General features: G+C 71.8%; 18 protein-coding genes, 2 tRNA genes and 2 pseudogenes. 12 read left to right on the plus strand and 10 right to left on the minus strand.

Annotated features, from left to right (window positions below):
- Positions 1-65: 65 nt before the first annotated feature.
- The 5 genes from B1A86_RS04110 to B1A86_RS04130 form a co-directional block, all read right to left on the minus strand.
- A complete protein-coding gene (locus B1A86_RS04110; RefSeq protein WP_036312976.1) occupies positions 66-1730 on the minus strand; it encodes an ABC transporter substrate-binding protein in 1665 nt (554 codons plus the stop codon).
- 48 nt (positions 1731-1778) lie between these two features.
- Positions 1779-1859 (minus strand) — tRNA-Leu (locus B1A86_RS04115).
- Positions 1860-1926: 67 nt separating this feature from the next.
- Positions 1927-2415, minus strand: coding sequence for a thioredoxin-dependent thiol peroxidase (gene bcp / locus B1A86_RS04120; RefSeq protein ID WP_010078986.1), 489 nt, complete (start codon positions 2413-2415; stop codon positions 1927-1929).
- 86 nt (positions 2416-2501) lie between these two features.
- Positions 2502-2574: transfer RNA gene (locus B1A86_RS04125), tRNA-Lys, on the minus strand.
- Between the two features lie 67 nt (positions 2575-2641).
- Positions 2642-3190 (minus strand): hypothetical protein, encoded by a 549-nt coding sequence (locus B1A86_RS04130; protein ID WP_036312973.1) that lies wholly within the window; start codon positions 3188-3190, stop codon positions 2642-2644.
- Between the two features lie 104 nt (positions 3191-3294).
- Here B1A86_RS04130 and ilvD point away from each other — a divergent pair, with 104 nt between their 5' ends.
- The 10 genes and pseudogenes from ilvD to ribA all read left to right on the plus strand — a co-directional run bounded on the left by ilvD (position 3295) and on the right by ribA (position 15683).
- Entirely contained in the window at positions 3295-5022 is a 1728-nt protein-coding gene (ilvD, locus tag B1A86_RS04135; RefSeq protein ID WP_036312970.1) for a dihydroxy-acid dehydratase, read from the plus strand.
- Positions 5023-5125: 103 nt separating this feature from the next.
- Positions 5126-5911 (plus strand): glucosamine-6-phosphate deaminase, encoded by a 786-nt coding sequence (gene nagB / locus B1A86_RS04140; RefSeq protein WP_036312968.1) that lies wholly within the window; start codon positions 5126-5128, stop codon positions 5909-5911.
- A gap of 110 nt (positions 5912-6021) precedes the next feature.
- On the plus strand, positions 6022-7176 hold the full coding sequence (locus tag B1A86_RS04145; protein WP_225348945.1) for an N-acetylglucosamine-6-phosphate deacetylase: 1155 nt from the start codon (positions 6022-6024) through the stop codon (positions 7174-7176).
- Between the two features lie 291 nt (positions 7177-7467).
- Positions 7468-9369, plus strand: a complete 1902-nt coding sequence (locus B1A86_RS04150; protein ID WP_078026033.1) for an acetolactate synthase large subunit — start codon at positions 7468-7470, stop codon at positions 9367-9369.
- A gap of 12 nt (positions 9370-9381) precedes the next feature.
- The gene (ilvN, locus tag B1A86_RS04155) at positions 9382-9891 is read left to right on the plus strand and encodes an acetolactate synthase small subunit (RefSeq protein ID WP_002854209.1); all 510 of its coding nucleotides are present in this window, start codon (positions 9382-9384) and stop codon (positions 9889-9891) included.
- 36 nt (positions 9892-9927) lie between these two features.
- The gene (ilvC, locus tag B1A86_RS04160; RefSeq protein WP_078026034.1) at positions 9928-10959 is read left to right on the plus strand and encodes a ketol-acid reductoisomerase; all 1032 of its coding nucleotides are present in this window, start codon (positions 9928-9930) and stop codon (positions 10957-10959) included.
- 149 nt (positions 10960-11108) lie between these two features.
- Positions 11109-12704: a phosphoglycerate dehydrogenase gene (gene serA / locus B1A86_RS04165; RefSeq protein ID WP_078026035.1), complete on the plus strand. Its 1596-nt coding sequence runs from the start codon at positions 11109-11111 to the stop codon at positions 12702-12704.
- A gap of 64 nt (positions 12705-12768) precedes the next feature.
- On the plus strand, positions 12769-13020 hold the full coding sequence (locus B1A86_RS04170) for a hypothetical protein (protein WP_138976792.1): 252 nt from the start codon (positions 12769-12771) through the stop codon (positions 13018-13020).
- 15 nt (positions 13021-13035) lie between these two features.
- Positions 13036-14202 (plus strand): annotated as a pseudogene (locus B1A86_RS04175) (PhoX family phosphatase); the annotation flags it as partial.
- 47 nt (positions 14203-14249) lie between these two features.
- On the plus strand, positions 14250-15683 hold the full coding sequence (ribA, locus tag B1A86_RS11705; protein WP_020621497.1) for a GTP cyclohydrolase II: 1434 nt from the start codon (positions 14250-14252) through the stop codon (positions 15681-15683).
- 48 nt (positions 15684-15731) lie between these two features.
- Here ribA and B1A86_RS04185 read toward each other — a convergent pair.
- The 5 genes and pseudogenes from B1A86_RS04185 to B1A86_RS04200 form a co-directional block, all read right to left on the minus strand.
- Positions 15732-16481 (minus strand): annotated as a pseudogene (locus tag B1A86_RS04185) (lysylphosphatidylglycerol synthase transmembrane domain-containing protein); the annotation flags it as partial.
- A gap of 13 nt (positions 16482-16494) precedes the next feature.
- Positions 16495-17319 (minus strand): class I SAM-dependent methyltransferase, encoded by an 825-nt coding sequence (locus B1A86_RS11565; RefSeq protein ID WP_020621496.1) that lies wholly within the window; start codon positions 17317-17319, stop codon positions 16495-16497.
- Positions 17316-18458: a glycosyltransferase family 4 protein gene (locus tag B1A86_RS04190; protein WP_078026038.1), complete on the minus strand. Its 1143-nt coding sequence runs from the start codon at positions 18456-18458 to the stop codon at positions 17316-17318. Before B1A86_RS04190 ends, B1A86_RS11565 begins: the two co-directional genes overlap by 4 nt.
- Positions 18355-18735 carry a 6-carboxytetrahydropterin synthase gene (locus B1A86_RS04195; RefSeq protein WP_020621494.1) on the minus strand — a complete coding sequence of 127 codons (381 nt, stop codon included), beginning with the start codon at positions 18733-18735 and terminating at the stop codon, positions 18355-18357. Before B1A86_RS04195 ends, B1A86_RS04190 begins: the two co-directional genes overlap by 104 nt.
- 9 nt (positions 18736-18744) lie before the next feature.
- Positions 18745-19749 carry a zinc-binding alcohol dehydrogenase gene (locus tag B1A86_RS04200; RefSeq protein WP_063188800.1) on the minus strand — a complete coding sequence of 335 codons (1005 nt, stop codon included), beginning with the start codon at positions 19747-19749 and terminating at the stop codon, positions 18745-18747.
- Between the two features lie 116 nt (positions 19750-19865).
- On the opposite strand from B1A86_RS04200, the gene B1A86_RS04205 reads away from it, so the two are divergent.
- Both B1A86_RS04205 and B1A86_RS04210 read left to right on the plus strand, forming a co-directional pair.
- On the plus strand, positions 19866-20654 hold the full coding sequence (locus B1A86_RS04205; RefSeq protein ID WP_020628162.1) for a CDP-alcohol phosphatidyltransferase family protein: 789 nt from the start codon (positions 19866-19868) through the stop codon (positions 20652-20654).
- A 156-nt stretch (positions 20655-20810) separates the two neighbouring features.
- Entirely contained in the window at positions 20811-22142 is a 1332-nt protein-coding gene (locus B1A86_RS04210) for an ISL3-like element ISPfr3 family transposase (RefSeq protein ID WP_078026039.1), read from the plus strand.
- Positions 22143-22144 lie beyond the last annotated feature (2 nt).

Below are 22144 nucleotides of genomic sequence, written 5' to 3' on the forward strand. Positions count from 1 at the left end.
GCGACCAGGCCGAGCAGTGGCGGTCGGGCCGGGCGCCGTGATCTCCCACTGTACTACCGGTGCGTTCAGCCTTCGGTCAGCCTGACGCGCGAGAAGGGCTCGTCCAGCTGCGGCGACGTCGGGTAGGAGGCCACGCGCGGGCCGGTGGCCAGGGCCGAGATCGGATAGACCAGCGGCAGCGCCGGCAGGTCGAGGGCCATGGCCCGGACGACGCGGCGGAACAGGGCGCGGCGTGTGTCGTCGTCGGTCTCGGCCGCCGCCGCGTCCACGTCCTCGACGACGCGCGGGTTGCGGTAGCCGGTCTCGGCGCGGCCCGAGCGCGCGAAGGGCTCGAGGAACGCGTGCGGGTCTCGGTAGTCGCCGGTGCGGCCCATCAGGTGCAGGGCTCGGGTGGGTCGGGAGACGACGGCGTGCAGGTAGTCCTGGTCCTCCGGCACGGGCACGGGCACGATGTGCATCCCCACCGCGCCGAGGTCGCGGGCGACCATCGCGTAGACCCGCTCAGGCTCGGGCAGGGAGGGACGGGCCGTGCCAGCCGGGTAGAGGAACTCCAACGGCTCCCCGTCGTATCCCGCCAGGCCGAGGAACTCGCGGGCCCGGCCCGGGTTGACGTCGTAGCGCCGAGCCTCCTCGTCGCCGACGCCGAGGGACGGGGGGACGAGGTCGTGGGCCAGGCGGGTGCCCTCGAGGAAGACGTCGCTGCCGGCGATGCGCGGGCGGTCCACCGCGTACGCGATCGCCTGGCGCAGGTACTGCGCGTGCACGAGCGGATGGTCCAGGTTCATGCCCACGTAGAGCACGCCCAGGGGGTCCCGGGGCAGCACCTGGGTGCCGGCCTCGACGAGGGGGCGCAGCTGGCCGGGGGCGACGACGTCGATCACGTCCGCCGTGCCGCGCCGCAGCTCCCGCAGGCGCACGGAGGCCCGACCCCACGCCTGCACGGCCACCGGATGCGCCGCCGGATCGGAGCCGCGGTGGCGGGCGCTGGGGACCAGGAACGTTGCGCCCGAGGCACCCGGGTGGGCGCGCGTGAGCTCGGCGGTCTCCGCGGCGTCGGCCCAGCGGTAGGGGCCGGTGCCGGCGGGGGTGGTGACCTCGGAGCCGTCCACGTCGACCGTGCGGTCCCACGAGGCCGGCGAGGAGATCGCGAAGGCCGGCGAGGCCAGCGCGGCCGCGAGGTGACGGCGCGGGGAGTGCAGGCGCAGCCGCACCTCGAGCTCTCCGTGCGCCTCGACGCCGGCGAAGGCGGAGTCCGCGTCCCCGGCGTATCCGCCGAAGGCCGAGACGAACGAGGAGGGCGGGGAGACGGTCCCGTCCACGGGCGCAGGTGCGGCGGCCCACCGCTCGATGTTCGCGACCACGGCGGCGGCATCGCACGGCTCGCCGTCGTCGAACACCACCCCGGAGACCAGGTGGAACGTGTGGAGGCGGCCGCCGTCGGACTCCTCGTGCCGCTCGGCGAGGCGGGGCGTGGGGGCGCCGGTGTCCGCGTCCACGCCGAGCAGCGTCTCGAAGACCTGGCGGATCAGACGGAAGGACTCGACGTCCAGCGCGCGGGCCGGGTCCCGCGTCAGCGCCCGCGCCGGGGCGCCGACCACGAGCAGCCGGCCCGGGCCCGAGGAGCTCGGGGCGGCCGAGGACGGCGCCGCGGGCGACGTCGTGCAGCCGGCCACGCCCAGGCCGAGCAGGCCCAGGCCCCCGCCGAGGAAGGCGCGGCGAGTGGGCTGCATGGCGGCCTCCTCTGGCAGGTGACGTCGGGGTCGGGCGGGCCCGGGGAGTGCGGGCGGGGGGACTCGAACCCCCACGTCCAGGACACTGGAACCTAAATCCAGCGCGTCTACCAGTTCCGCCACGCCCGCGCACACCCCGCGCGGGCGGGGCGAGGCCCGATCCTACCGTGCGGCGCCCGGGCGCGGCGGGCGCGGATCAGGCCTCGTCGAGGCCGAGGGTGCGGCGCAGTCGGGCCACGTGGCCGGTCGCCTTCACGTTGTACTGCGCGTGGGTGACCTTCCCGTCCGGGCCGACGACGATCGTGGAGCGGATCAGACCCTCGAAGGTCCGCCCGTAGTTCTTCTTCTCACCCCAGGCGCCGTAGGCCTCGGCCACCGCGTGGTCCTCGTCCGAGAGCAGGGGGAACGTCAGGCCCTCCTGCTCGGCGAACCGGATGATCTTGCCGATCGGGTCGGGGGAGATCCCCAGGACGACGTAGCCGGCCGCGGTCAGGGAGGCGAGGCTGTCCCGGAAGTCGCAGGCCTGCGTGGTGCAGCCGGGCGTGGACGCGGCCGGGTAGAAGTAGACGATCGTGTGCTTGCCCGCGCTGTCGCGCAGCGAGACGGGCCGGCCCTCCTGGTCCTGGAGGGTGAACGCGGGTGCCGTGTCGCCGGGCTGGAGGCGGTGCTGGGTCGTGTCGGTCATGGGCCCCAGCCTACGGTGGGCCCGGGCGGGGAGCGGGGACGACGCAGGCCCCGTCTCCGTGGAGACGGGGCCTTCGCTTCGGTGGGTGCACCCCCCGGGACTCGAACCCGGAACCTGCTGATTAAGAGTCAGATGCTCTACCGGTTGAGCTAGAGGTGCAGGTGCCGCACCGCCTCTCGGATCTCTCCGGTGCGCCGTGCAACGAGGTGAAACCCTACCAGGGGTTTCAGACGCCGTGCAAATCGGGGGGCGTGACGTCCGTCGCGTCCGTCTCCGGGGTCGCGTAGAGGCGGTCCAGTTCGTCCATGAAGGCGGTCATGAAGGCGTGGAAGTCGGTGGCGTCCTCGGCCTGGTCGAGCTCCGCGGTGCCGTCCTCCGTGAGGTCGCCCACCGGCACCCGCGTGTGCTCCGGGACGTCGAACCACGTCCGGAAGCCCGTGACGGTCTCCACCTGATAGCCGCTGCCCGTGTCCGCCACGGTGGCCACGTTGGCCAGGCCCACCTCGACGACGTCGGCGCGGTCCGCGGAGGCCTCGGTCACCGGGCCGTGCGGGTCGTCCTCGGCCACGCCCGGCGCGCGGCGGTCGTGGTCGTCCGGGGTGGAGGTGGGGTCGAACGGGCACAGCAGCATCTCGAGCGGCTGGTGGCGGTAGCCGATCACGAGGGGGGAGGAGGAGCCCGAGGGCTGGCCGTAGACGACGTTGTAGTCGCCGTGGTTGAACACGCGCGCATCGAAGACGCGGCGCAGCCGTCTGTGCAGGGTGGGCGTGTCCATGGGCCCAACGTACGCGGACCCGTCCGCACGTGTCATGCCGCGGCACCCGTCACACGGGGACGTCGCGTCGGCCCGGTGGCGCCGTGCTCACTAGACTCCGCGGCATGGACTCCGCCGCGTCGACTCCCAGCACCCCGTCCGCCGCTCCCGACATCAAGCCGCGCTCGCGCGACGTCACCGACGGGATGGAGCGCACCGCCGCCCGCGGCATGCTCCGCGCGGTCGGCATGGGGGACGAGGACTTCGGCAAGCCGCAGATCGGCATCGCGTCGTCCTGGAACGAGATCACCCCCTGCAACCTCTCCCTGGACCGCCTCGCCCAGGCCTCGAAGGACGGCGTCCACGCCGCCGGTGGATATCCGCTGGAGTTCGGCACGGTCTCCGTCTCGGACGGCATCTCCATGGGCCACGAGGGCATGCACTTCTCCCTCGTCTCCCGCGAGGTGATCGCGGACTCGGTGGAGACCGTGATGATGGCCGAGCGCCTGGACGGCTCCGTCCTGCTCGCCGGCTGCGACAAGTCGCTGCCGGGCATGCTCATGGCCGCCGCCCGCCTGGACCTGGCGTCCGTGTTCGTCTACGCAGGCTCGATCATGCCGGGCGTGGCCCGCCTGACCGACGGCACCGAGAGGCAGGTGACCATCATCGACGCCTTCGAGGCGGTCGGCGCCTGCGCCCGCGGTCTCATGTCCGAGGAGGACCTGCTCCGCATCGAGAAGTCCATCGCCCCGGGTGAGGGCGCCTGCGGCGGCATGTACACCGCCAACACCATGGCCTCCATCGGTGAGGCCCTCGGCATGTCCCTGCCCGGTTCCGCCGCCGCCCCCTCCGCGGACCGCCGCCGCGACGCCTTCGCGCGCCGCTCCGGCAAGGCCGTGGTGAACATGCTCCGCCAGGGCATCACGGCCCGGGACATCATGACCAAGCCCGCGTTCGAGAACGCGATCGCCGTGACCATGGCGTTCGGCGGCTCCACCAACGCCGTGCTGCACCTGCTCGCCATCGCCCGGGAGGCGGGCGTGGACCTGCAGCTGTCCGACTTCAACCGCATCGCCGACCGCACCCCGCACATCGCCGACCTCAAGCCGTTCGGTCAGTACGTCATGACGGACGTGGACCGCATCGGCGGCGTCCCGGTGGTCATGAAGGCCCTGCTGGACGAGGGCCTGCTGCACGGGGACACCCTCACCGTCACCGGCAAGACCCTCGCCGAGAACCTGGCCGCGCTCGATCCGGACCCGGTGGACGGCAAGGTCATCCGGACCATGGACGACGCGATGCACCCCAACGGCGGCATCGCGATCCTCCACGGCTCGCTGGCCCCGGAGGGCGCTGTCGTGAAGTCCGCCGGCTTCGATGCGGACGTCTTCGAGGGCACCGCGCGCGTCTTCGACCGGGAGCGCGCCGCCATGGACGCCCTCGAGGACGGGACCATCGCCGCCGGCGACGTGGTGGTCATCCGCTATGAGGGGCCGAAGGGCGGCCCGGGCATGCGCGAGATGCTCGCGATCACCGGCGCGATCAAGGGGGCGGGTCTGGGCAAGGACGTCCTGCTGATCACCGACGGGCGCTTCTCCGGCGGCACCACCGGCCTGTGCATCGGCCACATCGCCCCCGAGGCCGCCGAGGGAGGGCCGATCGGGCTGGTGCAGGACGGCGACCGCATCCGCGTGGACATCGCCGGACGCACCATGGACCTGCTCGTGGACGAGGCCGAGCTCGCCGCCCGCCGCGAGTCCTGGGAGCCGGTGGAGCCGAAGTTCACCACGGGCGTGCTGGGCAAGTACGCCAAGCTGGTGCACTCCGCCGCCGAGGGTGCCTACCTGGGCTGAGGCCCGGTCGGCCTGCACGCCGAGACGAGCAGAGGATGAGCATGCACGCGATCGACGCCCGGGCCGGGGGACCCGCGCCTCGTCCCGGGCGGGAGGCGCGCTGATGGAGGTCGTCATCCTGCCCGACGCCGCCGCCCTGGGCCGGCACGGCGCGGACGCGGTGGCCGCCCACGTGGCGGCCCGTCCCGAGGCCGTCCTGGGGCTGGCCACCGGCTCCTCGCCGCTGCCCGTCTACGACGAGCTCGCCCGCCGGGTCCGGGACGGGGAGCTGTCCCTGCGCTCCTGCCGCGCGTTCCTGTTGGACGAGTACGTCGGCCTGCCCGCGGGACACCCCGAGTCCTACCGCACCGTGATCGAGCGGGAGTTCGTCGCGCGCACGGACATCGCCCCGGAGGCCGTGCACGGTCCGGACGGCGGGGCGGCGGACGTCCCGGGCGCCTGCGCCGCCTACGAGGAGGCGCTGCGCGAGGCCGGCGGCGTGGACGTGCAGCTGCTCGGCGTGGGCACGGACGGGCACATCGCGTTCAACGAGCCCGGCTCCTCCCTCGCCTCCCGCACGCGCATCAAGGTGCTCGCCGAGCAGACCCGGCGGGACAACGCCCGCTTCTTCGACGGCGACCTCGACCAGGTCCCGACCCACTGCCTCACCCAGGGCGTGGGCACGATCCTCGACGCCCGACACCTGGTCCTGCTGGCCCGGGGCGAGGGCAAGGCCGAGGCGGTGCGGCAGCTCGTGGAGGGCCCCGTGAGCGCCCGCTGGCCGGTCACCGCCCTGCAGCTGCACCCGCACGTGACCGTCCTCGTGGACGACGCCGCCGCCGGGCGGCTCGAGCTCGCGGGGGACTACCGCCACATGTGGGAGGCCAAGCCGCGCTGGCAGGGCCTCTGAGCGTCACCCGTCCGCCGATCCACCCACCCCAGGAGGCCGCCGTGCCCGACCCGCACCCCGCCCCGCCGCGCGTCGAGCCGGCGACCCCGCCGGCCGACGTGCCGCCGTCGGTGCTGCGCGCGGACCGCGTCCATGACGGCGAGCGCCTCGGCGGCCCCGGCTGGATCGCCCTGGCCGAGGGCCGGGTGGTGGCCGTCGGGACCGGGGACCCGCCGCGCACCCACGGCCCCGTCCACGACCTCGGCGACGCCCTCCTCGCTCCCGGCTGCGTGGACGTGCACTGCCACGGCGGCGGCGGACACGCCGTCGAGTCCGGCGCGGCCGCGGCACGCGCGGCGGCCGCGGCCCACGCCCGCGCGGGCACGACCACGGTGGTGGCCTCCCTCGTCACGGACGAGGTCGACGCGCTCGCGGCGCAGCTGACGGCCCTGACGGCCCTGTGCGCAGAGGGGGTGCTGGCCGGCGTGCACCTCGAGGGTCCCTGGCTCTCGCCCCTGCACCGCGGCGCGCACCGGGCCGCGTCGCTGCGGGCGCCGGAGCCCGAGGACGTCGCTCGCCTCGTCGAGGTCGGCGCGGGCCACCTGGCGATGGTCACGCTGGCCCCCGAGCTGCCCGGGGCCCTGGACGCGGTGGGCCGGTTGGCGGGGGCGGGCGTCGTCGTCGCGATCGGCCACACGGACGCCTCCTACGAGACCACGCGCGCGGCGATCGAGGCGGGGGCGCGGATGGCCACGCACCTGCACAACGCGTGCCGGCCCACCCACCACCGCGAGCCCGGGCCCGCCGTCGCCCTGCTGGAGGACCCCCGCGTGGGGATCGAGACCATCGTGGACGGCGTCCACCTACATCCGGCCACGGTGCGGCGGGTCGCCCGGGAGGCCGGGGAGCGGTGGATCCTCGTCTCGGACTCCATGGCCGCCGCCGGCTGCGGCGACGGCGAGTTCCCCCTCGGGCCGCTGCGGGTCCGGGTCCACGACGGCGTCGCGCGGGTGGTCGGCGCGGACGGCGCAGCCGGGGCCATCGCCGGGTCCACGGCCACGGTCACCGGCTCGGTGCGCTCCGCCGTCGCCGCCGGGGTCGACCTCGACGCCGCGCTGCGGGCGGCGACGGCCGCGCCCGCGGACGCCCTGGGGCTTCCCGACGTCGGCCGGCTCCGAGCCGGGAGCCGAGCGGACGCCGTCGTCTTCGGCCCCGAGCTCGAGGTGCGCGGGGTGCTCCATCACGGAACGTGGGTGAAGGCGGCCGCCCCCGCGGCGGCTGACTAGGGTGGGCGCAGGCCCGGGATCCGACCCCGACCGCCCGGTCGTCTCACGATGTGACGCTTTATCTCACATTGCGAGACAGGCGGGTGGTCGATGGCGGACGGGGCGCACGGCTGTCGATACTGAGACCACCCCCGAAGGACCCGGCGGCCCGTGTCCCCACCTCAGACTCCACCACGCCGGCCCGATCCGTCATCGACGCGGCCACGGTCCCCGACGCCCGACGGATCCAAACGACGACCGTCCGACGCCCCCGCGACGGACACGCAGCGACGAACGCAGTGAGGTGACCCCATGAGCACGACCCCCCGCGACGCCCGCGCGGCGGTCCCGCAGGTCCCGACGCCGGCCTCCCGCCCGACGGAGAGCGCCCGGGTCCAGGAGCGCCGTCCGGCCCCCCGGCCCGAGATCGTCGAGCCGCGGGTGCCCGGCGAGGGCTCCCGCGTCGAGCCGACCCGGATGACCGGCTCCGAGGGCATCATCCGCTCCCTGGAGGAGCTGGGGGTCACGGACGTGTTCGGGCTGCCCGGCGGCGCCATCCTGCCGACCTACGACCCGCTCATGGACTCCGATCGGATCCGCCACATCCTGGTGCGCCACGAACAGGGCGCCGGTCACGCGGCGCAGGGCTACCACCTGGCCACCGGCAAGGTCGGCGTGGCCATCGCCACCTCCGGTCCCGGCGCCACCAACCTGGTGACCGCCGTCGCGGACGCCCACATGGACTCCCAGGCGGTCGTGTTCATCACCGGCCAGGTCTCCTCCGCCGCGATCGGCACGGACGCCTTCCAGGAGGCGGACATCGTGGGCATCACGATGCCCATCACCAAGCACTCCCGGCTCGTGACCCGGCCCGAGGACGTCCCCCAGGCCCTCGCCGAGGCGTTCCACATCGCCGCCACGGGCCGGCCCGGGCCCGTGCTCGTGGACGTCACCAAGGACGCCCAGCAGGGCGAGTTCGAGTTCGCGTGGCCGCCCCGGATCGACCTGCCCGGCTACCGCCCCGTCCTGCGCGGCCACCCCCGGCAGATCCGCGAGGCCGCCCGGCTGATCCGCGAGGCCCGGCGCCCCGTGCTGTACGTGGGCGGCGGCGTGGCCCGCGGCGAGGCCCACGAGGAGCTGCGCGCCCTCGCCGAGCGCACGGGCGCCCCCGTGGTCACCACCCTCACCGCCCGCGGCGTCTTCCCCGACTCGCACCCCCAGCACCTGGGCATGCCGGGCATGCACGGCGGCGTCCCCGCCGTGGCCGCGCTCCAGCAGGCCGACCTGCTGATCACGCTCGGCGCCCGCTTCGACGACCGCGTGACCGGTCACCTGCCCTCGTTCGCCCCCGGCGCCCGCGTGATCCACGCGGACATCGACCCGGCCGAGATCTCCAAGAACCGCACCGCGGACGTGCCGATCGTCGGTGACGTCAAGGAGATCATCCCGGACCTGGTGGCCGAGCTCGCGACGGACACCGAGGCGCTGCCCGACCTCGCCGACTGGTGGGCGGTGCTGCGGCGCCTGCAGGACACCTACCCGATGGGCTGGACCGAGACCGAGGACGGCCTCCTCGCGCCCCAGGAGGTGATCTCGCGCCTGTCGGCCCTGTCCGGCCCCGAGGCCACCTACGTGGCCGGCGTCGGCCAGCACCAGATGTGGGCCAGCCAGTTCGTCGCCTACGAGCGCCCGCGCCAGTGGCTCAACTCGGCCGGCCTCGGCACGATGGGCTTCGCCGTCCCCGCCGCGATGGGGGCGCAGGTGGGCGAGCCCGACCGCGTGGTCTGGGCCATCGACGGCGACGGCTGCTTCCAGATGACCAACCAGGAGCTCGCCACGTGCGTGATCAACCGCATCCCCATCAAGATCGCGGTGATCAACAACTCCTCGCTGGGCATGGTGCGCCAGTGGCAGACCCTCTTCTACGACGGGCGCTACTCGAACACGGACCTGAACACGGGCCACGACACCGCCCGGGTGCCGGACTTCGTCAAGCTCGCCGACGCCTACGGCGCCGCGGGCCTGCGCTGCGACCGCCGGGAGGACCTGGACGACACCATCCGGCAGGCCCTCGCCATCGACGACCGCCCCGTGATCGTGGACTTCGTGGTCTCCCGTGACGCCATGGTCTGGCCAATGGTCCCCGCGGGGGTCAGCAACGACGCGATCCAGGTGGCCCGGGGCATGACGCCCGACTGGGACCAGGAAGACTGAGGAGGGCAACCGATGGAACGCCACACCCTGTCCGTGCTCGTCGAGGACGTGCCCGGCACCCTGACCCGCGTGGCCGGCCTCTTCGCCCGGCGCGCGTTCAACATCCACTCGCTGGCCGTGGGCGTCACGGAGGTCGAGGGCCTGTCCCGGATCACCGTGGTCGTCGACGCCGACACGGACCTGCTCGAGCAGGTCACCAAGCAGCTGAACAAGCTGATCAACGTGATCAAGGTCGTCGAGCTCACGCCCGACTCCTCCGTTCAGCGCGACCACCTGCTCGTCAAGGTGCGCGCCGATGCCGCCACCCGCGGTCAGGTCGTCCAGGCGGCCGACCTGTTCCGCGCCCACGTCGTCGACGTGGCCCCGGAGTCCCTGACCCTCGAGGCCACCGGCACCCGTGACAAGCTCGAGGCCTTCCTCGAGATGATGGAGCCCTACGGCGTGCGTGAGCTCGTCCGCTCGGGCACCCTCGCCCTCGCCCGGGGGCCGCGGTCCATGACCGACCGCGCCCTGGCCCGCTGACCCGTCCCGATCCACCCATCCCGTGAGGAGAACAGCATGACCGTGAAGAAGTTCTACGACGACGACGCCGACCTGTCGATCATCCAGGGCCGCACCGTGGCCGTCATCGGCTACGGCTCCCAGGGCCACGCCCACGCCCTGTCGCTGCGCGACTCCGGCGTGGACGTGCGCATCGGCCTCGCCGAGGGCTCCAAGTCCCGCGCCAAGGCCGAGGCCGAGGGCCTGCGCGTCGTCGACGTCGCCACCGCCGCCGCCGAGGCCGACCTGATCATGATCCTCACCCCGGACCAGGTCCAGGCCGACGTGTACGACCAGCACATCGCCGGCAACCTGCAGAAGGGCGACGCCCTCTTCTTCGCGCACGGCTTCAACGTGCGCTTCGGCTACATCCAGGCCCCCGAGGGCGTCGACGTCGCCCTGGTCGCCCCCAAGGGCCCGGGCCACGTGGTGCGCCGCGAGTTCGAGGCCGGCCGCGGCGTGCCCGCGCTGATCGCCGTCGAGAAGGACGCCTCCGGCCAGGCCCACGCCCTCGCCCTGTCCTACGCCAAGGCCGTGGGCGGCACCCGCGCCGGTGTCATCGAGACGACCTTCACCGAGGAGACCGAGACCGACCTGTTCGGCGAGCAGGCCGTGCTCTGCGGCGGCGCCTCCCAGCTCGTGCAGTACGGCTTCGAGACCCTCACCGAGGCCGGCTACCAGCCCGAGATCGCCTACTTCGAGGTGCTGCACGAGCTGAAGCTCATCGTCGACCTCATGGTCGAGGGCGGCATCGCCAAGCAGCGCTGGTCCATCTCCGACACCGCGGAGTACGGCGACTACGTCTCCGGCCCCCGCGTCATCACCCCCGACGTGAAGGAGAACATGAAGGCGGTCCTCGCCGACATCCAGTCCGGCGCCTTCGCGCAGCGCTTCATGGACGACCAGAAGGCCGGTGCGCCCGAGTTCAAGGAGCTGCGCGCCCGGGGCGAGGCCCACCCGATCGAGAAGACCGGCCGCGAGCTGCGCCAGATGTTCTCCTGGCTCAAGGACGCGGACGACGACTACACCGAGGGCACTGCGGCCCGCTGAGCCGCCTGAGCCCCCGACGCCGGCCCCGGGCATCGCGCTTCGGGGCCGGCGTCGCATTCCGGCCACGGTCCGGTCACGCGTCTAGGCTCGGACCGGAGCGCGGGCCGGCCCGCCTTCCATCCCACCGCACCACACCTCCAGGAGCACCCGTGAGCGCAGCCCAGCCCGTCGTCCTGATCGCCGAGGAACTCTCGCCCGCCACCGTCGAGGCCCTCGGCCCCGACTTCGAGATCCGCCGCACGGACGGCGCCGACCGCGCCCGCCTCCTCGAGGACCTGCGCGACGTCGACGCGGTGCTGATCCGCTCGGCCACCCAGATGGACGCCGAGGCGATCGCCGCCGCGCCGCAGCTGAAGGTCATCGCGCGCGCCGGCGTCGGACTGGACAACGTGGACGTGCCCGCCGCCACCGAGGCCGGCGTCATGGTCGTCAACGCGCCGACGTCGAACATCATCTCCGCCGCCGAGCTCACCTGCGGCCACATCCTGGCCGCCGCCCGCAACATCGCGGCCGCCCACGGCTCGCTTAAGGCGGGGGAGTGGAAGCGTTCGAAGTACACGGGCGTCGAGCTGTACGGCAAGCGGCTGGGCGTGATCGGCCTGGGCCGCATCGGCGCGCTCGTGGCCGAGCGCATGAAGGCGTTCGGCATGGAGATCCTCGCCTACGACCCCTACGTGACCACCGCCCGCGCGCAGCAGCTCGGCGCGAGCCTCGTCGAGCTGGACGAGCTGCTCGAGCGCGCCGACGTGGTCACGATCCACATGCCCAAGACCCCCGAGACGGTCGGCATGATCGGCGATGAGCAGTTCGCCCGCATGAAGGACACCGCGATCATCGTGAACGTGGCCCGCGGCGGCCTCGTGGACGAGGACGCCCTCGCCCGCGCGCTCGAGGCCGGGACCATCGGGGGTGCCGGCATCGACGTCTTCAGCTCCGAGCCGGCCACGGACCTGGCGTTCTTCGCCCACGACTCCGCCGTCGTCACCCCCCACCTGGGCGCCTCGACCGCCGAGGCCCAGGAGAAGGCGGGCGTCGCCGTCGCCGGCTCCGTGCGCCTGGCCCTCTCCGGCGAGCTCGTGCCGGACGCCGTGAACGTGGCCGGCGGCGCGATCCACGAGGACGTGCGCCCCGGCCTGCCGCTGGCCGAGAAGCTGGGCCGCGTGCTCACCGCGCTGGTGGGCGAGCAGTCCATCACGGCCGTCGAGGTGGAGATCGCCGGTGAGATCTCCGAGCACGACGTCTCCGCGATGCGCCTGGCCGCCCTGAAGGGCGTGTTCACGGACATCGTCTCGGACCAGGTCTCCTACGTGAACGCCCCCGTGCTGGCCGAGCAGCGCGGCGTCGAGTGCCGCCTCACCACCACCGCGGTGTCCGAGTCCTACCGCAACACCGTCACGGTGCGCGCCGCGACCGCGCAGGGCGCCCAGACCGCCGTCACCGGCACACTCACCGGCCCGCGCCAGGTGCAGAAGCTCGTCGGCGTGGACCGGCACGAGCTCGAGGTGCCGCTGGCCGACCACCTGCTCGTGTTCGCCTACCAGGACCGCCCGGGCGTGATCGGCGTCCTGGGCCAGGCCCTCGGGGTGCAGGGCGTGAACATCGCCGGCATGGACGTCTCGCGCGACGACGAGGGCGCCGCCCTGGCCGTGCTGACCCTGGACGGGGCCCTCTCCGGGGACACCGCGGCCACGCTGGCCGCGGCCATCGGCGCCGCCCGTGCGGCCGAGGTGGACCTCTCCGTCTGACCCGTCCACGCCCGGCGGGCACCGCGGGGCCGTGCGCGCGTCGCCCTGTGTTCAGATGGTGTCCATGTCGCGTCCACCCGAGCCCCGCCCCGCACCCGCCCCGACCGCGCGCGCCGCAGCAGCCCGCCCCGCCACGCCTCCGGGCGTGCAGGGCCGCTGGGCCCGGCGCGCGGCGGGCGGGCTGATCGGCGTCAGTGTCCTGCTCGCCGCCTGGTCGTTCGCCCTCCCCTTCGTGTTCGGGCTGGGCCCGCGGCAGGTGCCGTGGTGGCGCGAGGTCTTCGGGCTCATCCGAATCCAGGGTGTAGTCGGGGTCTGAACCCGCCGGTCTCGAGAGCGGCGGTACAGGCTGGAGGACAAGGCCACCGGCATGGGCTGGGAGCACGAGGACCCCCGCTTCGACGCCCGCGCCACGGGCTTCGCCAACGAACCACATCGTTTCGGCTACATCGTGGAGATCGACCCGTAGGATCCACGCTCCACATCGGTCAAGCACACCAGCTTGGGCCGCTTCAAGCACGAGGGGGCCAACGTCATCGTCGCCGACGATGGGCACGTCGTGGCCTACATGGGAGACGACGAACGGTTCGACTACCTGTACAAATTCGTCTCCAAAGACATCTACCGCAAAAACGACCGCCGCCACAACATGACCTTGCTGAACGAGGGCGACCTGTATGTGGCACGGTTCTCCGGTACGTCGGACGGGGAGATCGACGGGTCCGGCCGGGTCCCCGCGGACGGCACCTTCGACGGATCGGGCCGCTGGATCCCCCTGGTGCAAGGCGGCAGGAGCACGGTCGAGGGCATGGCCGTCGACCAGGTGCTCGTTTTCACCCGCCTGGCCGCCGACCGGGTGGGTGCCACCAAGATGGACCGCTGCGAAGACGTCGAGCCCAGCCCGGGCAGCGGGAAGATCTACGTGGCCTGCACCAACAACTCCCAGCGTGGCGTCGACGGCCAGGCAACGGCGGACGAGGCCAATCCACGCACCGAGAACCGCGACGGACACATCGTGGAGATCACCGAGCACCGCGGCGACCACACCTCCACGCGATTCACCTGGGACCTGCTCATGCTCTGCGGCGACCCGTCCCAGGGAGACGCCACCTATTTCGGCGGCTTCCCCGTGGACCAGGTCTCACCGATTTCCTGCCCGGACAACCTGGCGTTCGACACCGACGGCAACCTCTGGATCTCCACCGATGGAGCCCCGGATGGCATCGGCTACAACGACGGCCTGTTCAAGGTCGCCGTCGAGGGCCGCAATCGCGGCCAGGTGGCACAGTTCCTTTCGGTTCCCCGGGATGCCGAGACCTGCGGGCCGGTCATCCACGACGACGAAGCGATGGTCTTCGTGGCCGTCCAGCACCCCGGTGAGGAGGGTTCCTACACGGATATCCGCTCCGCGTTCCCCGACTACGTTCCCTCCGAGGCCCGCCCGGGCGACGGCGAAGTGCGCGGGCCCCGGCCCTCGATCGTCCAGGTCTACCGAACGTAAATGCGCGCCGACGTGGCCGTGAAGCACCATGCACATAGGCTGGGGCCATGTCTCTCGAATTCAGGACCTCCGAGGAATCGCCAGATGTCACCCGGGTCGTGGCCACCCACCTCCCCACGCGGCATGGGGACTTCGCCCTGCTGGGCTACCGGGATGGCCGCGGCACGGATCATGTGGCCCTCACCTTGGGCGACGTGGCGGCAGACGACGGCGAGCTCCCATTGGTGAGATTGCATTCCGAATGCCTCACCGGCGACGCCCTGGGATCCTACCGGTGCGATTGCGGCGAGCAGCTGGACGCAGCCCTGCAGGCCATCGGCGCTGCGGGGCGCGGGGTGCTCATCTACATTCGCGGCCATGAGGGACGCGGCATCGGGCTCCTGGACAAGCTGAGGGCCTACGCCCTCCAGGACTCCGGCATCGACACCGTGGACGCGAACACGCATTTGGGTTTGCCGGCCGACGCCCGCGATTACGATCAGAGCGCGCAGATACTGCGTGAACTGGGGGTCGGGAAGATCCGGTTGCTCTCCTCGAACCCCGCGAAACAGGAAGCCCTGGAAGCATTGGGCATCCACGTCGAGGCACGGGTGCGGTTGAACGTTGCCGACCGGCCGGAGAACTCGCGGTATCTCTCGACGAAGCGGGCCCGGATGCGCCATGACCTGCCGCCCGAACGCAACGCGTGGGACCTGCTGGCCGGCGCTCGGGTGCCAACAGGTCCCCTGACCCCGCAGGAAGAGGCCCTCGTGCTGCGCTACGGTCCGCTGGTCGAAGCCGGACCCCGCCTCGTGATCGGGCAGCTGGGTCAAAGCCTTGACGGATTCATCGCCTCGCGCACCGGCGATGCCTGCTTCGTCACCGGGGAAGCGGACCGGGAGCACTTGCACCGGTTGCGGGCCCTGGTTGATGCAGTGCTGGTCGGCGCCCAGACCGTGGCGGCAGATGACTGCCAGCTCACGGTCCGTGCGGTCAACGGCGCTGACCCCGCGCGCGTCGTCGTCGATCCACATGCGCGCATCCCGCTGACGGCCAAGGTCCTCACCGACCCACGGAGCCGGACATTGTGGCTGGTCGGCTCCGACGCGTCGGTGCCCGCATCGCTGGCCCCCCATGTGAGCGTGCACCGGCTGGAGACCTCGACGGGCTTCGAACCGGCCGCCATCCTCCAATACCTGGCTGATCAAGGTTTGGGCCGCGTGCTCATCGAAGGCGGCGGCCTGACCGTGTCCGGGTTCCTGCATGCCGGCGTCCTGGACCGCCTCTACCTGACCAGCGCACCGCTATTGGTGGGAGACGGGGTCCCCGGGATTCGTTTCGACGGGGCCGACGCTCTTTCCGGAGCCCTCTCCGCCCCCGTGCGCCGCTTCGTCCTGGGCGATGACGTGTGCACCGAGTTCGATTTCTCCGCCGCCAAGCCGGCGTCGCCGGCTGCCCTGCACCGTGCGGACCAGGAGAACCAGCCCACCGGGCAGGACTGACACCAGCGCCAGGATTCCGTAGGCGACCGACACTTCCACGCCCTGCTGCGCCGCATGGCCCCAGGCCATGAACCCCAACGCCGCGGCGCCTTCACGAGGCCCCCATCCGGCCACGTTGAGCGGAATGGACATTCCGGCCAGGGTGACCGCTGCCAGGTAGGGGATCTGCGCCGGCGGCAGGTCGGGAGACACGGCAAGGCAAGCCAGCAGGAACAATCCGGCGAACGAGCACCAGCCGACAGCCGATAGCCCCCACACCAGCCCGATGTCCCGTACTCCGAGGCGCCGCAACCACGGCCAGGCCGCCGTCGCTGCGACAGCGGCCACGAGCAGGCCAAGCCCACCCAGGCCGGGGCGAACGGCCAGCAGTGCGAAACCTGCGGCGAGGAAGACCACCGAGGTGCCCGCCAACCGCTCGGCGGCCACGACGCCGAGACTGCGCTTGACCATGTCGCGTCGCCGGCCGGCGCCGACGGGGCGCTGTTCGGCTGCCCGGACGACATCTCCCGCCAGCCCCCCAGGCAGGACCGAGTTGATGAACGCGGCCTGCCAGCACCGCTCGGCGGCCGCGCGCCATCCCAATTCGATGCCATGCCTCCGGGCAATCAGCCTCCACCGTTGGGCCTGCACCAGCACACCGATGGAACCCAGGACCAGGGCTCCGACGACTCCCGGCCAGGTGAGGACGCGAACAGCCGCGACAAAGGGGCCCGTGCCGAAGAGCAGGACCACCCATCCGAGGATTCCCGCGGCGACGGCGACTTGCAGCAGGGCCAGGAGCAGTGCCCTGCGGTTCATGGCGCGTGGCCGATCATCCTGGCGGCAGGCAGAGGAGCTCGCGGTGGCGCACCTCCACGTGCAGCCTGCCCTCGTCCGATTGCCCCAAGTGCTCGGCCAACCAGGAATCCACGACGTCCCCCATGTCCGGCGCGCCTTCGATGACGGCCTGCGCCCGGTCGTGCAGGTAGCGGCGCAGCAGTACGTCATCGGCGGGGCCCAGCTTCCAGGGCGATTCCGCGACCTCCACACGCATGCCATCGGCACGGAGCCGGCCGGCGGCATACCCGACGGCGTCGGGCCCGGCCAGCGACCCGCGTCGTTGGTGCTGGTTGAAGGCCCGGGTGATCTGGGCGTCCGCCCAGTGGCCGGGATCCAGGACCACGTCGCCGGTGACGCTGAGGCTGAGCAGGGCCGGCATGCGCCGCTCGGCCAGAAAATCGCAGAAACCGGCTAGCTGGTCCATGGTGAGCAAATCAAGCACCGCCGAGCAAGTGATCAGGCACCGGTCCTGCTCCGCCTCGTCCAGGCTCCCGAGATCCTCGATCCCGGCAGTGACCCGCCTGACGTGTCGCACCCGCGCATCCTGCAGCTGGGAGGGGACGAGTTCCAGCAGGTCCGCGTCGTGGTCCAGCAGCGTCCACTGCTGGCTGAACCGCAGGCGCGGTGCCAGCCAGGCCGGGTTGGCACCGGTGCCGGCGCCGACGTCGATGACGTCCACGGGGCTGTCTGCGCCGGTTTCCGTGAAGTGTTCGGCGAGCGCATCGAGCAGGGGGGCTGAGCCGGCGCGTGCCCGTTCGTCGGCAGGGCGCCTCAGGTCCAGCCAATCACTGGAGATCGGGCGTTCGGGTCGTTTCACGGCGTGAGGATCCGCAGCATCAGGTCTGCCGAGTCGTCCCATGTGGGCAGCATACCGCGCGCACCCTCGGCCGACCGGCGCCAAGCCGCCCGTTGCGCGGGATCGCTCAGCCAACCACGCAGTACCTCCTCCAGTGCGGCGGTGTCATCAGGGGCCACTGCAATTCCGGGAGGTGCGTGTGGGCCAAGGGCGAGCGCCTCTTCCGCTCCGGTGCCGGCACCGACGATCGCGGGGATGCCTCGGGCCACGGCCTCCGTCACGACCATTCCGAAGGTCTCCGCCCGGGAGACGAGAAGCAACAGGTCGCTCGCGGACCAGATGCGCTCTAGTCCCGGACCGGTCCGGGAACCGAGGACCTGGACCCGGCCGGGAGGGAAGGCGGCCTCGGCGAATAATCGCACGCGCTGGGCGTAGTCGGGATCGGCGGCATCGGGGCCGACCAGCAGTGCCTGCCAGTCCAGTTCGGTGAGTGCCGCCAGGGCCCGCAGGATGGCCAGTTGGTTCTTGCGCGGCGTGACCGATGCCAGCAGCAGCAGCTGGGGCGGGGCGCTCCCGACGGCCAGCGGGGCCTGATCGGTGCCGGGGGACACCACACGGGTCGGGAGCGGGCCGTAACGGTTCACGACGTCTCGTGCGGCCCAGTTACTCGTGCAGATCACGGTGTGTGCCGACTGCAGGGCCCGTCGTTCCAGGGCTGCCGCCCGCCCGCTGCCATCGGGCGGCACGGCGCCATCAACGAGCAGCGACAGGTGGAAGAGGACGTGCACCCGCGTTCCCGACGCGGCGGCGGCCTGGATCTCGTCGGGGGCCGACGACGCGATCAGGCCGTCAACGACCACTTGCTCCCGGCCTGCCAAGGCCGCGCGGAGCCGTTCAAGGTCCCGCGCCTCGGGCCGGGGCCACGGGCCGGGGACCCCGCAGACGGACACGGAGCACCCCGCGGCCTCGAGGGCTCGGATTAGCGCCTTGTTGTAACGGCTTCCGCCGCTAGGACCAGGCAGCCCCGTCGGGATGATGAACGTCGTTGCCAGCGGTTCATGCGAAGTCGACATCATGCGCTGCCCACGCATCGGGATGCTCCCGCAGCAAGACTTCCATTCCGGCGAACTCCGTGGTGTCGAAGTGGCGGCGCAGCTCATCGCTGATGTGCCCGGCGATGGCTTCAGTGGTGCTCAGCCGACCGGCGAAGGCAGGGTGTTCATCCAGGTTTGTGTAGCGCAAGGGCTCGAGCACCTCGGAAAGCATGGATGTTGCGGCCCCTATATCCATGACGACGGACTGTGGACCGAGCTCCCTGCGGCGCCAGGTCACCTCCACCACCAGGGTCGCACCATGAAGGGCCTGGGCAGGGCCGAAGAACGGGTCAGGAAGGCTATGCGCGATCATGACGTGGTCGCGGACGGTCAATCGATACATGTTCCGAGCCTAACCACGCGGGCCGGGATCGGGATAGCGGATGGCCCGGCAAAGCGTCGGCAACTCCCCCTGTGCGAGGCCGGCGATGGCACCGGGCAAGTCCGCGAAGCCGGACTCCCCACTGATCAGGGCATCGAACACCGGGTCCTGGAGCATGTGCATGACCAGGTCCATGCGCGCGGCGTGGGTCCGCCGGTAACGGCGGGCACGACCGATGGTGGAGACCTGGCTGGCGGTGATCCGCAGCCGGCGAGCGTGGAAGCTGGTGCCGAGGGGGACTGCCGGAACATGGGAGCCGAACCACGAAAGTTCGACGAGCTCTCCCTCGTCGCCCAGTCGTTCCAGCCCCTGGGCCAGCCCCGCTTCGGTGGTGGAGGCGTGGTAGATGATGTCGCATTCTGCCTGCAATGCCTCCGGTTCCACGGCCTCGATGCCCATGGCCCGGGCCATGTCCCGCTTCACCGGATCTGTGTCGACCAGCTGAAGTCGGCCCAGGGGGAAGCGGCTCAGCAACACAGCCAGCGAAGCACCGATCATCCCGCCACCGATGACCGCGATACGGTCGCCGATGCACGGTGGGGCATCCCACAGCGCGTTCAATGCCGTTTCCACGGGCCCGGCCAGGACGGCACGCCTGCTGGGGACGTCGTCGGGGATCACCGTCAACGCGTCGACGGGGACAACGTACCGGTCCTGGTGGGGATACAGGCAGAAAGTCCGACGTCCGAGAAGATCGTCCGGCCCCTGTTCGACGACCCCGACGGAGAGGTATCCGTACTTCACCGGAAAGGGAAACTCCCCCTCTTGGAACGGGGCGCGCATCCGTCCGGCGACCTCCGGAGGCACTTCTCCGCGGTACACCAGCATCTCGGTCCCCCGGCTCACCCCGGAGTAGAGGCTGCGCACCAGCGCTTCTCCCACCCCCGGAGGCCGCAGCCGGGCGCGTCGGAATTCCCCGGCGCCGGGTGCCGTTGTCCAATAGGCGGTGCTGTCCATCGACTGCGGTGAATCCATGCTCCGATTATGCCCGGATACCGGACGGCTCCGGCCCCGGACGCACCCGCGAGGCCTGGGGCGGGCTGGGCGTCGGTAGACTCGCCAGGAGATACCCCCGATCACCGAGGAATCCGATGCGCCATCCGACGACGCCGTTCCGGCGACAGGCGATGGTCGATGTACTCTGCACCGTCGTGGGCTCCGTGGGGCTGGGCGTCACGCTCGTCCACTTCGGCAAGACGTCTGCCTGGGGCAGCGTCGCCGCCATCGCCAGCGGCTTGACCCTGGTCTCGGTCGCCGTGGTGACCATGGTGCGGCGCAACCCCCTGTTCTCCACCCTGGCCGACCGTGTCACCCTAAGCCGGGCGGTGCTCGGCGGCGGTTGCGCGACGATCGTCATGCTGGCCGCCCTCGACACGGCTCCGCATCGTTCCTGGTGGCTGGTCCTGTTGGCGGCACCCGCCGTCCTGCTGGACGCCGTCGACGGCAGGGTGGCCCGGCACACCGGCACCGCCTCGGCCCAGGGGTCGCGTCTGGACATGGAAACCGACGCCGCCTTGCTGCTGGTGCTCACGGTGCCCCTGGCCTTCACCATCGGCCCCTGGGTCCTGGCCATCGGCCTGATGCGATATGCCTTCGTCGTCCTGTCGTGGTTCCGGCCCGCATGGCGGGAGCCCCTGGATTTCAGCCAATTCCGCCGGGTCGTCGCAGCGATACAGGCGGTGGTCCTGGTGGTGGCGCTGGTCCCCGTGGTTCCCCTCACGGGAGCCTGCATCATCCTGGCACTCAGCTTGGCGTTGCTGCTCACGTCCTTCCTGCGCGACATCATCACCCTGGAACGCGGGACATCCTCGCGCGGGGACCGTGAGCCGACCCGGGTCGGGAGGACCTGCTCCTCCCACGCCGACCTGTCGGATGGTTAGCGCAGCACTTGCCCGAAGGCGTGCCGGCGAATCCGGCTCTTCCCAGATGAGGGTGTAGCGCACGTCGCGCGGCGGGCCGGCGCGTCGGTGGCCGGATAGAGGTCGAGGTCTCCCGAGGATGAGAGCTCCTACACACTCAGCCCGAAAGACCTCGACGTGCACGACGCTACCGTCGGCGGGCGCGCTGATGCGTTCGCCAGCCCCGACCTGACTGCCTTCTGCCGCCTCGACGAACTCGGCCTCGTTGTCACCGGGCAGCGACTCGAGCCGGATCGTGCCGTATTGGCCTGTCAGGTGGTCGAGCCCGACCAGTGGTGCCGGCGCTGCGGCTGCGAAGGGAGACCACGTGACACCGTGGTCCGACGGCTTGCCCACGAACCACTGGGCTGGCGGCCCACGACGCTGGAGGTCGTCGTGCGCCGTTACCGCTGCAGCGGCTGCGGGTATGTGTGGCGCCAGGACACCACCGCCTCGGCCGAGCCCCGGGCCAAGTTGTCTCGGCGCGCTCTGCGGTGGGCGCTGGAAGGGATCGTGGTCCAGCACCTGACCGTGGCTCGGGTCGCCGAGGGGCTCGGGGTGGCCTGGGACACCGCCAACGACGCCGTTCTGGCCGAGGGCAAGCGGGTGCTGATCGACGAGGAGCACCGCTTCGAGGGGGTGAAGGTCGTCGGGGTCGATGAGCACGTGTGGAGGCACACCCGTCGCGGCGACAGGTACGTCACCGTGATCATCGACCTCACCCCAGTGCGAGATGGCACCGGCCCGGCACGGCTGCTGAACATGGTCGAAGGACGCTCCAAGCAGGCGTTCAAGACCTGGCTGGCCGACCGCCCGCAGGACTGGCGCGACGGCGTGGAGGTGGTCGCGATGGACGGCTTCACCGGGTTCAAGACCGCCGCCGTCGAGGAACTGCCCGACGTGGTGACCGTGCTAGATCCCTTCCACGTCACGCGCCTCGCTGGCGAGGCGCTCGATGAGTGCCGACGGCGAGTTCAGCAGGCCATCTGTGGGCACCGCGGCCGCAAGGGCGACCCGCTCTATGCCGCCCGCCGGACCCTGTCCACCGGCGTCGACCTGCTCAACGACAAGCAGAAGGACCGACTGGACACCCTGTTCGCCGACGACGCCCACGTCGAGGTCGAGGTCACCTGGAGCGTCTACCAGCGCATGATCGCCGCCTACCGCCACGAGAACCGGCGCCACGGCCGCGAGCTGATGGCCCGGCTCATCGACTCGATCAGCACCGGCGTCCCCAAGGCCCTGGTCGAGATCACCAAGCTCGGCAGGACGCTGAAGAAGCGCGCCGCCGACGTCCTGGCCTACTTCGACCGGCCCAGCACCTCCAACGGGCCCACCGAGGCGATCAACGGCAGGCTCGAGCACCTGCGCGGCTCGGCGCTGGGGTTCCGCAACCTGACCAACTACATCGCCAGATCCCTGCTCGAGACCGGCGGGTTCAGACCCCGACTACACCCTGGATTCGGATGAGC

This window comes from Micrococcus sp. KBS0714, from assembly GCF_002008305.4.
Lineage (GTDB): Bacteria > Actinomycetota > Actinomycetes > Actinomycetales > Micrococcaceae > Micrococcus > Micrococcus luteus.

Excerpts from the sequence above, each read along its gene's own strand:
- ribA (WP_020621497.1), top strand. The coding sequence starts at position 14,250 with ATGTCTCTCGAATTCAGGACCTCCGAGGAATCGCCAGATGTCACCCGG.
- bcp (WP_010078986.1), bottom strand. The coding sequence starts at position 2,415 with ATGACCGACACGACCCAGCACCGCCTCCAGCCCGGCGACACGGCACCC.
- B1A86_RS04200 (WP_063188800.1), bottom strand. The coding sequence starts at position 19,749 with ATGGATTCACCGCAGTCGATGGACAGCACCGCCTATTGGACAACGGCA.
- B1A86_RS04150 (WP_078026033.1), top strand. The coding sequence starts at position 7,468 with ATGAGCACGACCCCCCGCGACGCCCGCGCGGCGGTCCCGCAGGTCCCG.
- B1A86_RS04190 (WP_078026038.1), bottom strand. The coding sequence starts at position 18,458 with ATGAGCTGCGCCGCCACTTCGACACCACGGAGTTCGCCGGAATGGAAG.
- B1A86_RS04110 (WP_036312976.1), bottom strand. The coding sequence starts at position 1,730 with ATGCAGCCCACTCGCCGCGCCTTCCTCGGCGGGGGCCTGGGCCTGCTC.
- B1A86_RS04130 (WP_036312973.1), bottom strand. The coding sequence starts at position 3,190 with ATGGACACGCCCACCCTGCACAGACGGCTGCGCCGCGTCTTCGATGCG.
- B1A86_RS04170 (WP_138976792.1), top strand. The coding sequence starts at position 12,769 with ATGTCGCGTCCACCCGAGCCCCGCCCCGCACCCGCCCCGACCGCGCGC.
- B1A86_RS04195 (WP_020621494.1), bottom strand. The coding sequence starts at position 18,735 with ATGTATCGATTGACCGTCCGCGACCACGTCATGATCGCGCATAGCCTT.
- ilvN (WP_002854209.1), top strand. The coding sequence starts at position 9,382 with ATGGAACGCCACACCCTGTCCGTGCTCGTCGAGGACGTGCCCGGCACC.
- ilvD (WP_036312970.1), top strand. The coding sequence starts at position 3,295 with ATGGACTCCGCCGCGTCGACTCCCAGCACCCCGTCCGCCGCTCCCGAC.
- ilvC (WP_078026034.1), top strand. The coding sequence starts at position 9,928 with ATGACCGTGAAGAAGTTCTACGACGACGACGCCGACCTGTCGATCATC.
- B1A86_RS04205 (WP_020628162.1), top strand. The coding sequence starts at position 19,866 with ATGCGCCATCCGACGACGCCGTTCCGGCGACAGGCGATGGTCGATGTA.
- nagB (WP_036312968.1), top strand. The coding sequence starts at position 5,126 with ATGGAGGTCGTCATCCTGCCCGACGCCGCCGCCCTGGGCCGGCACGGC.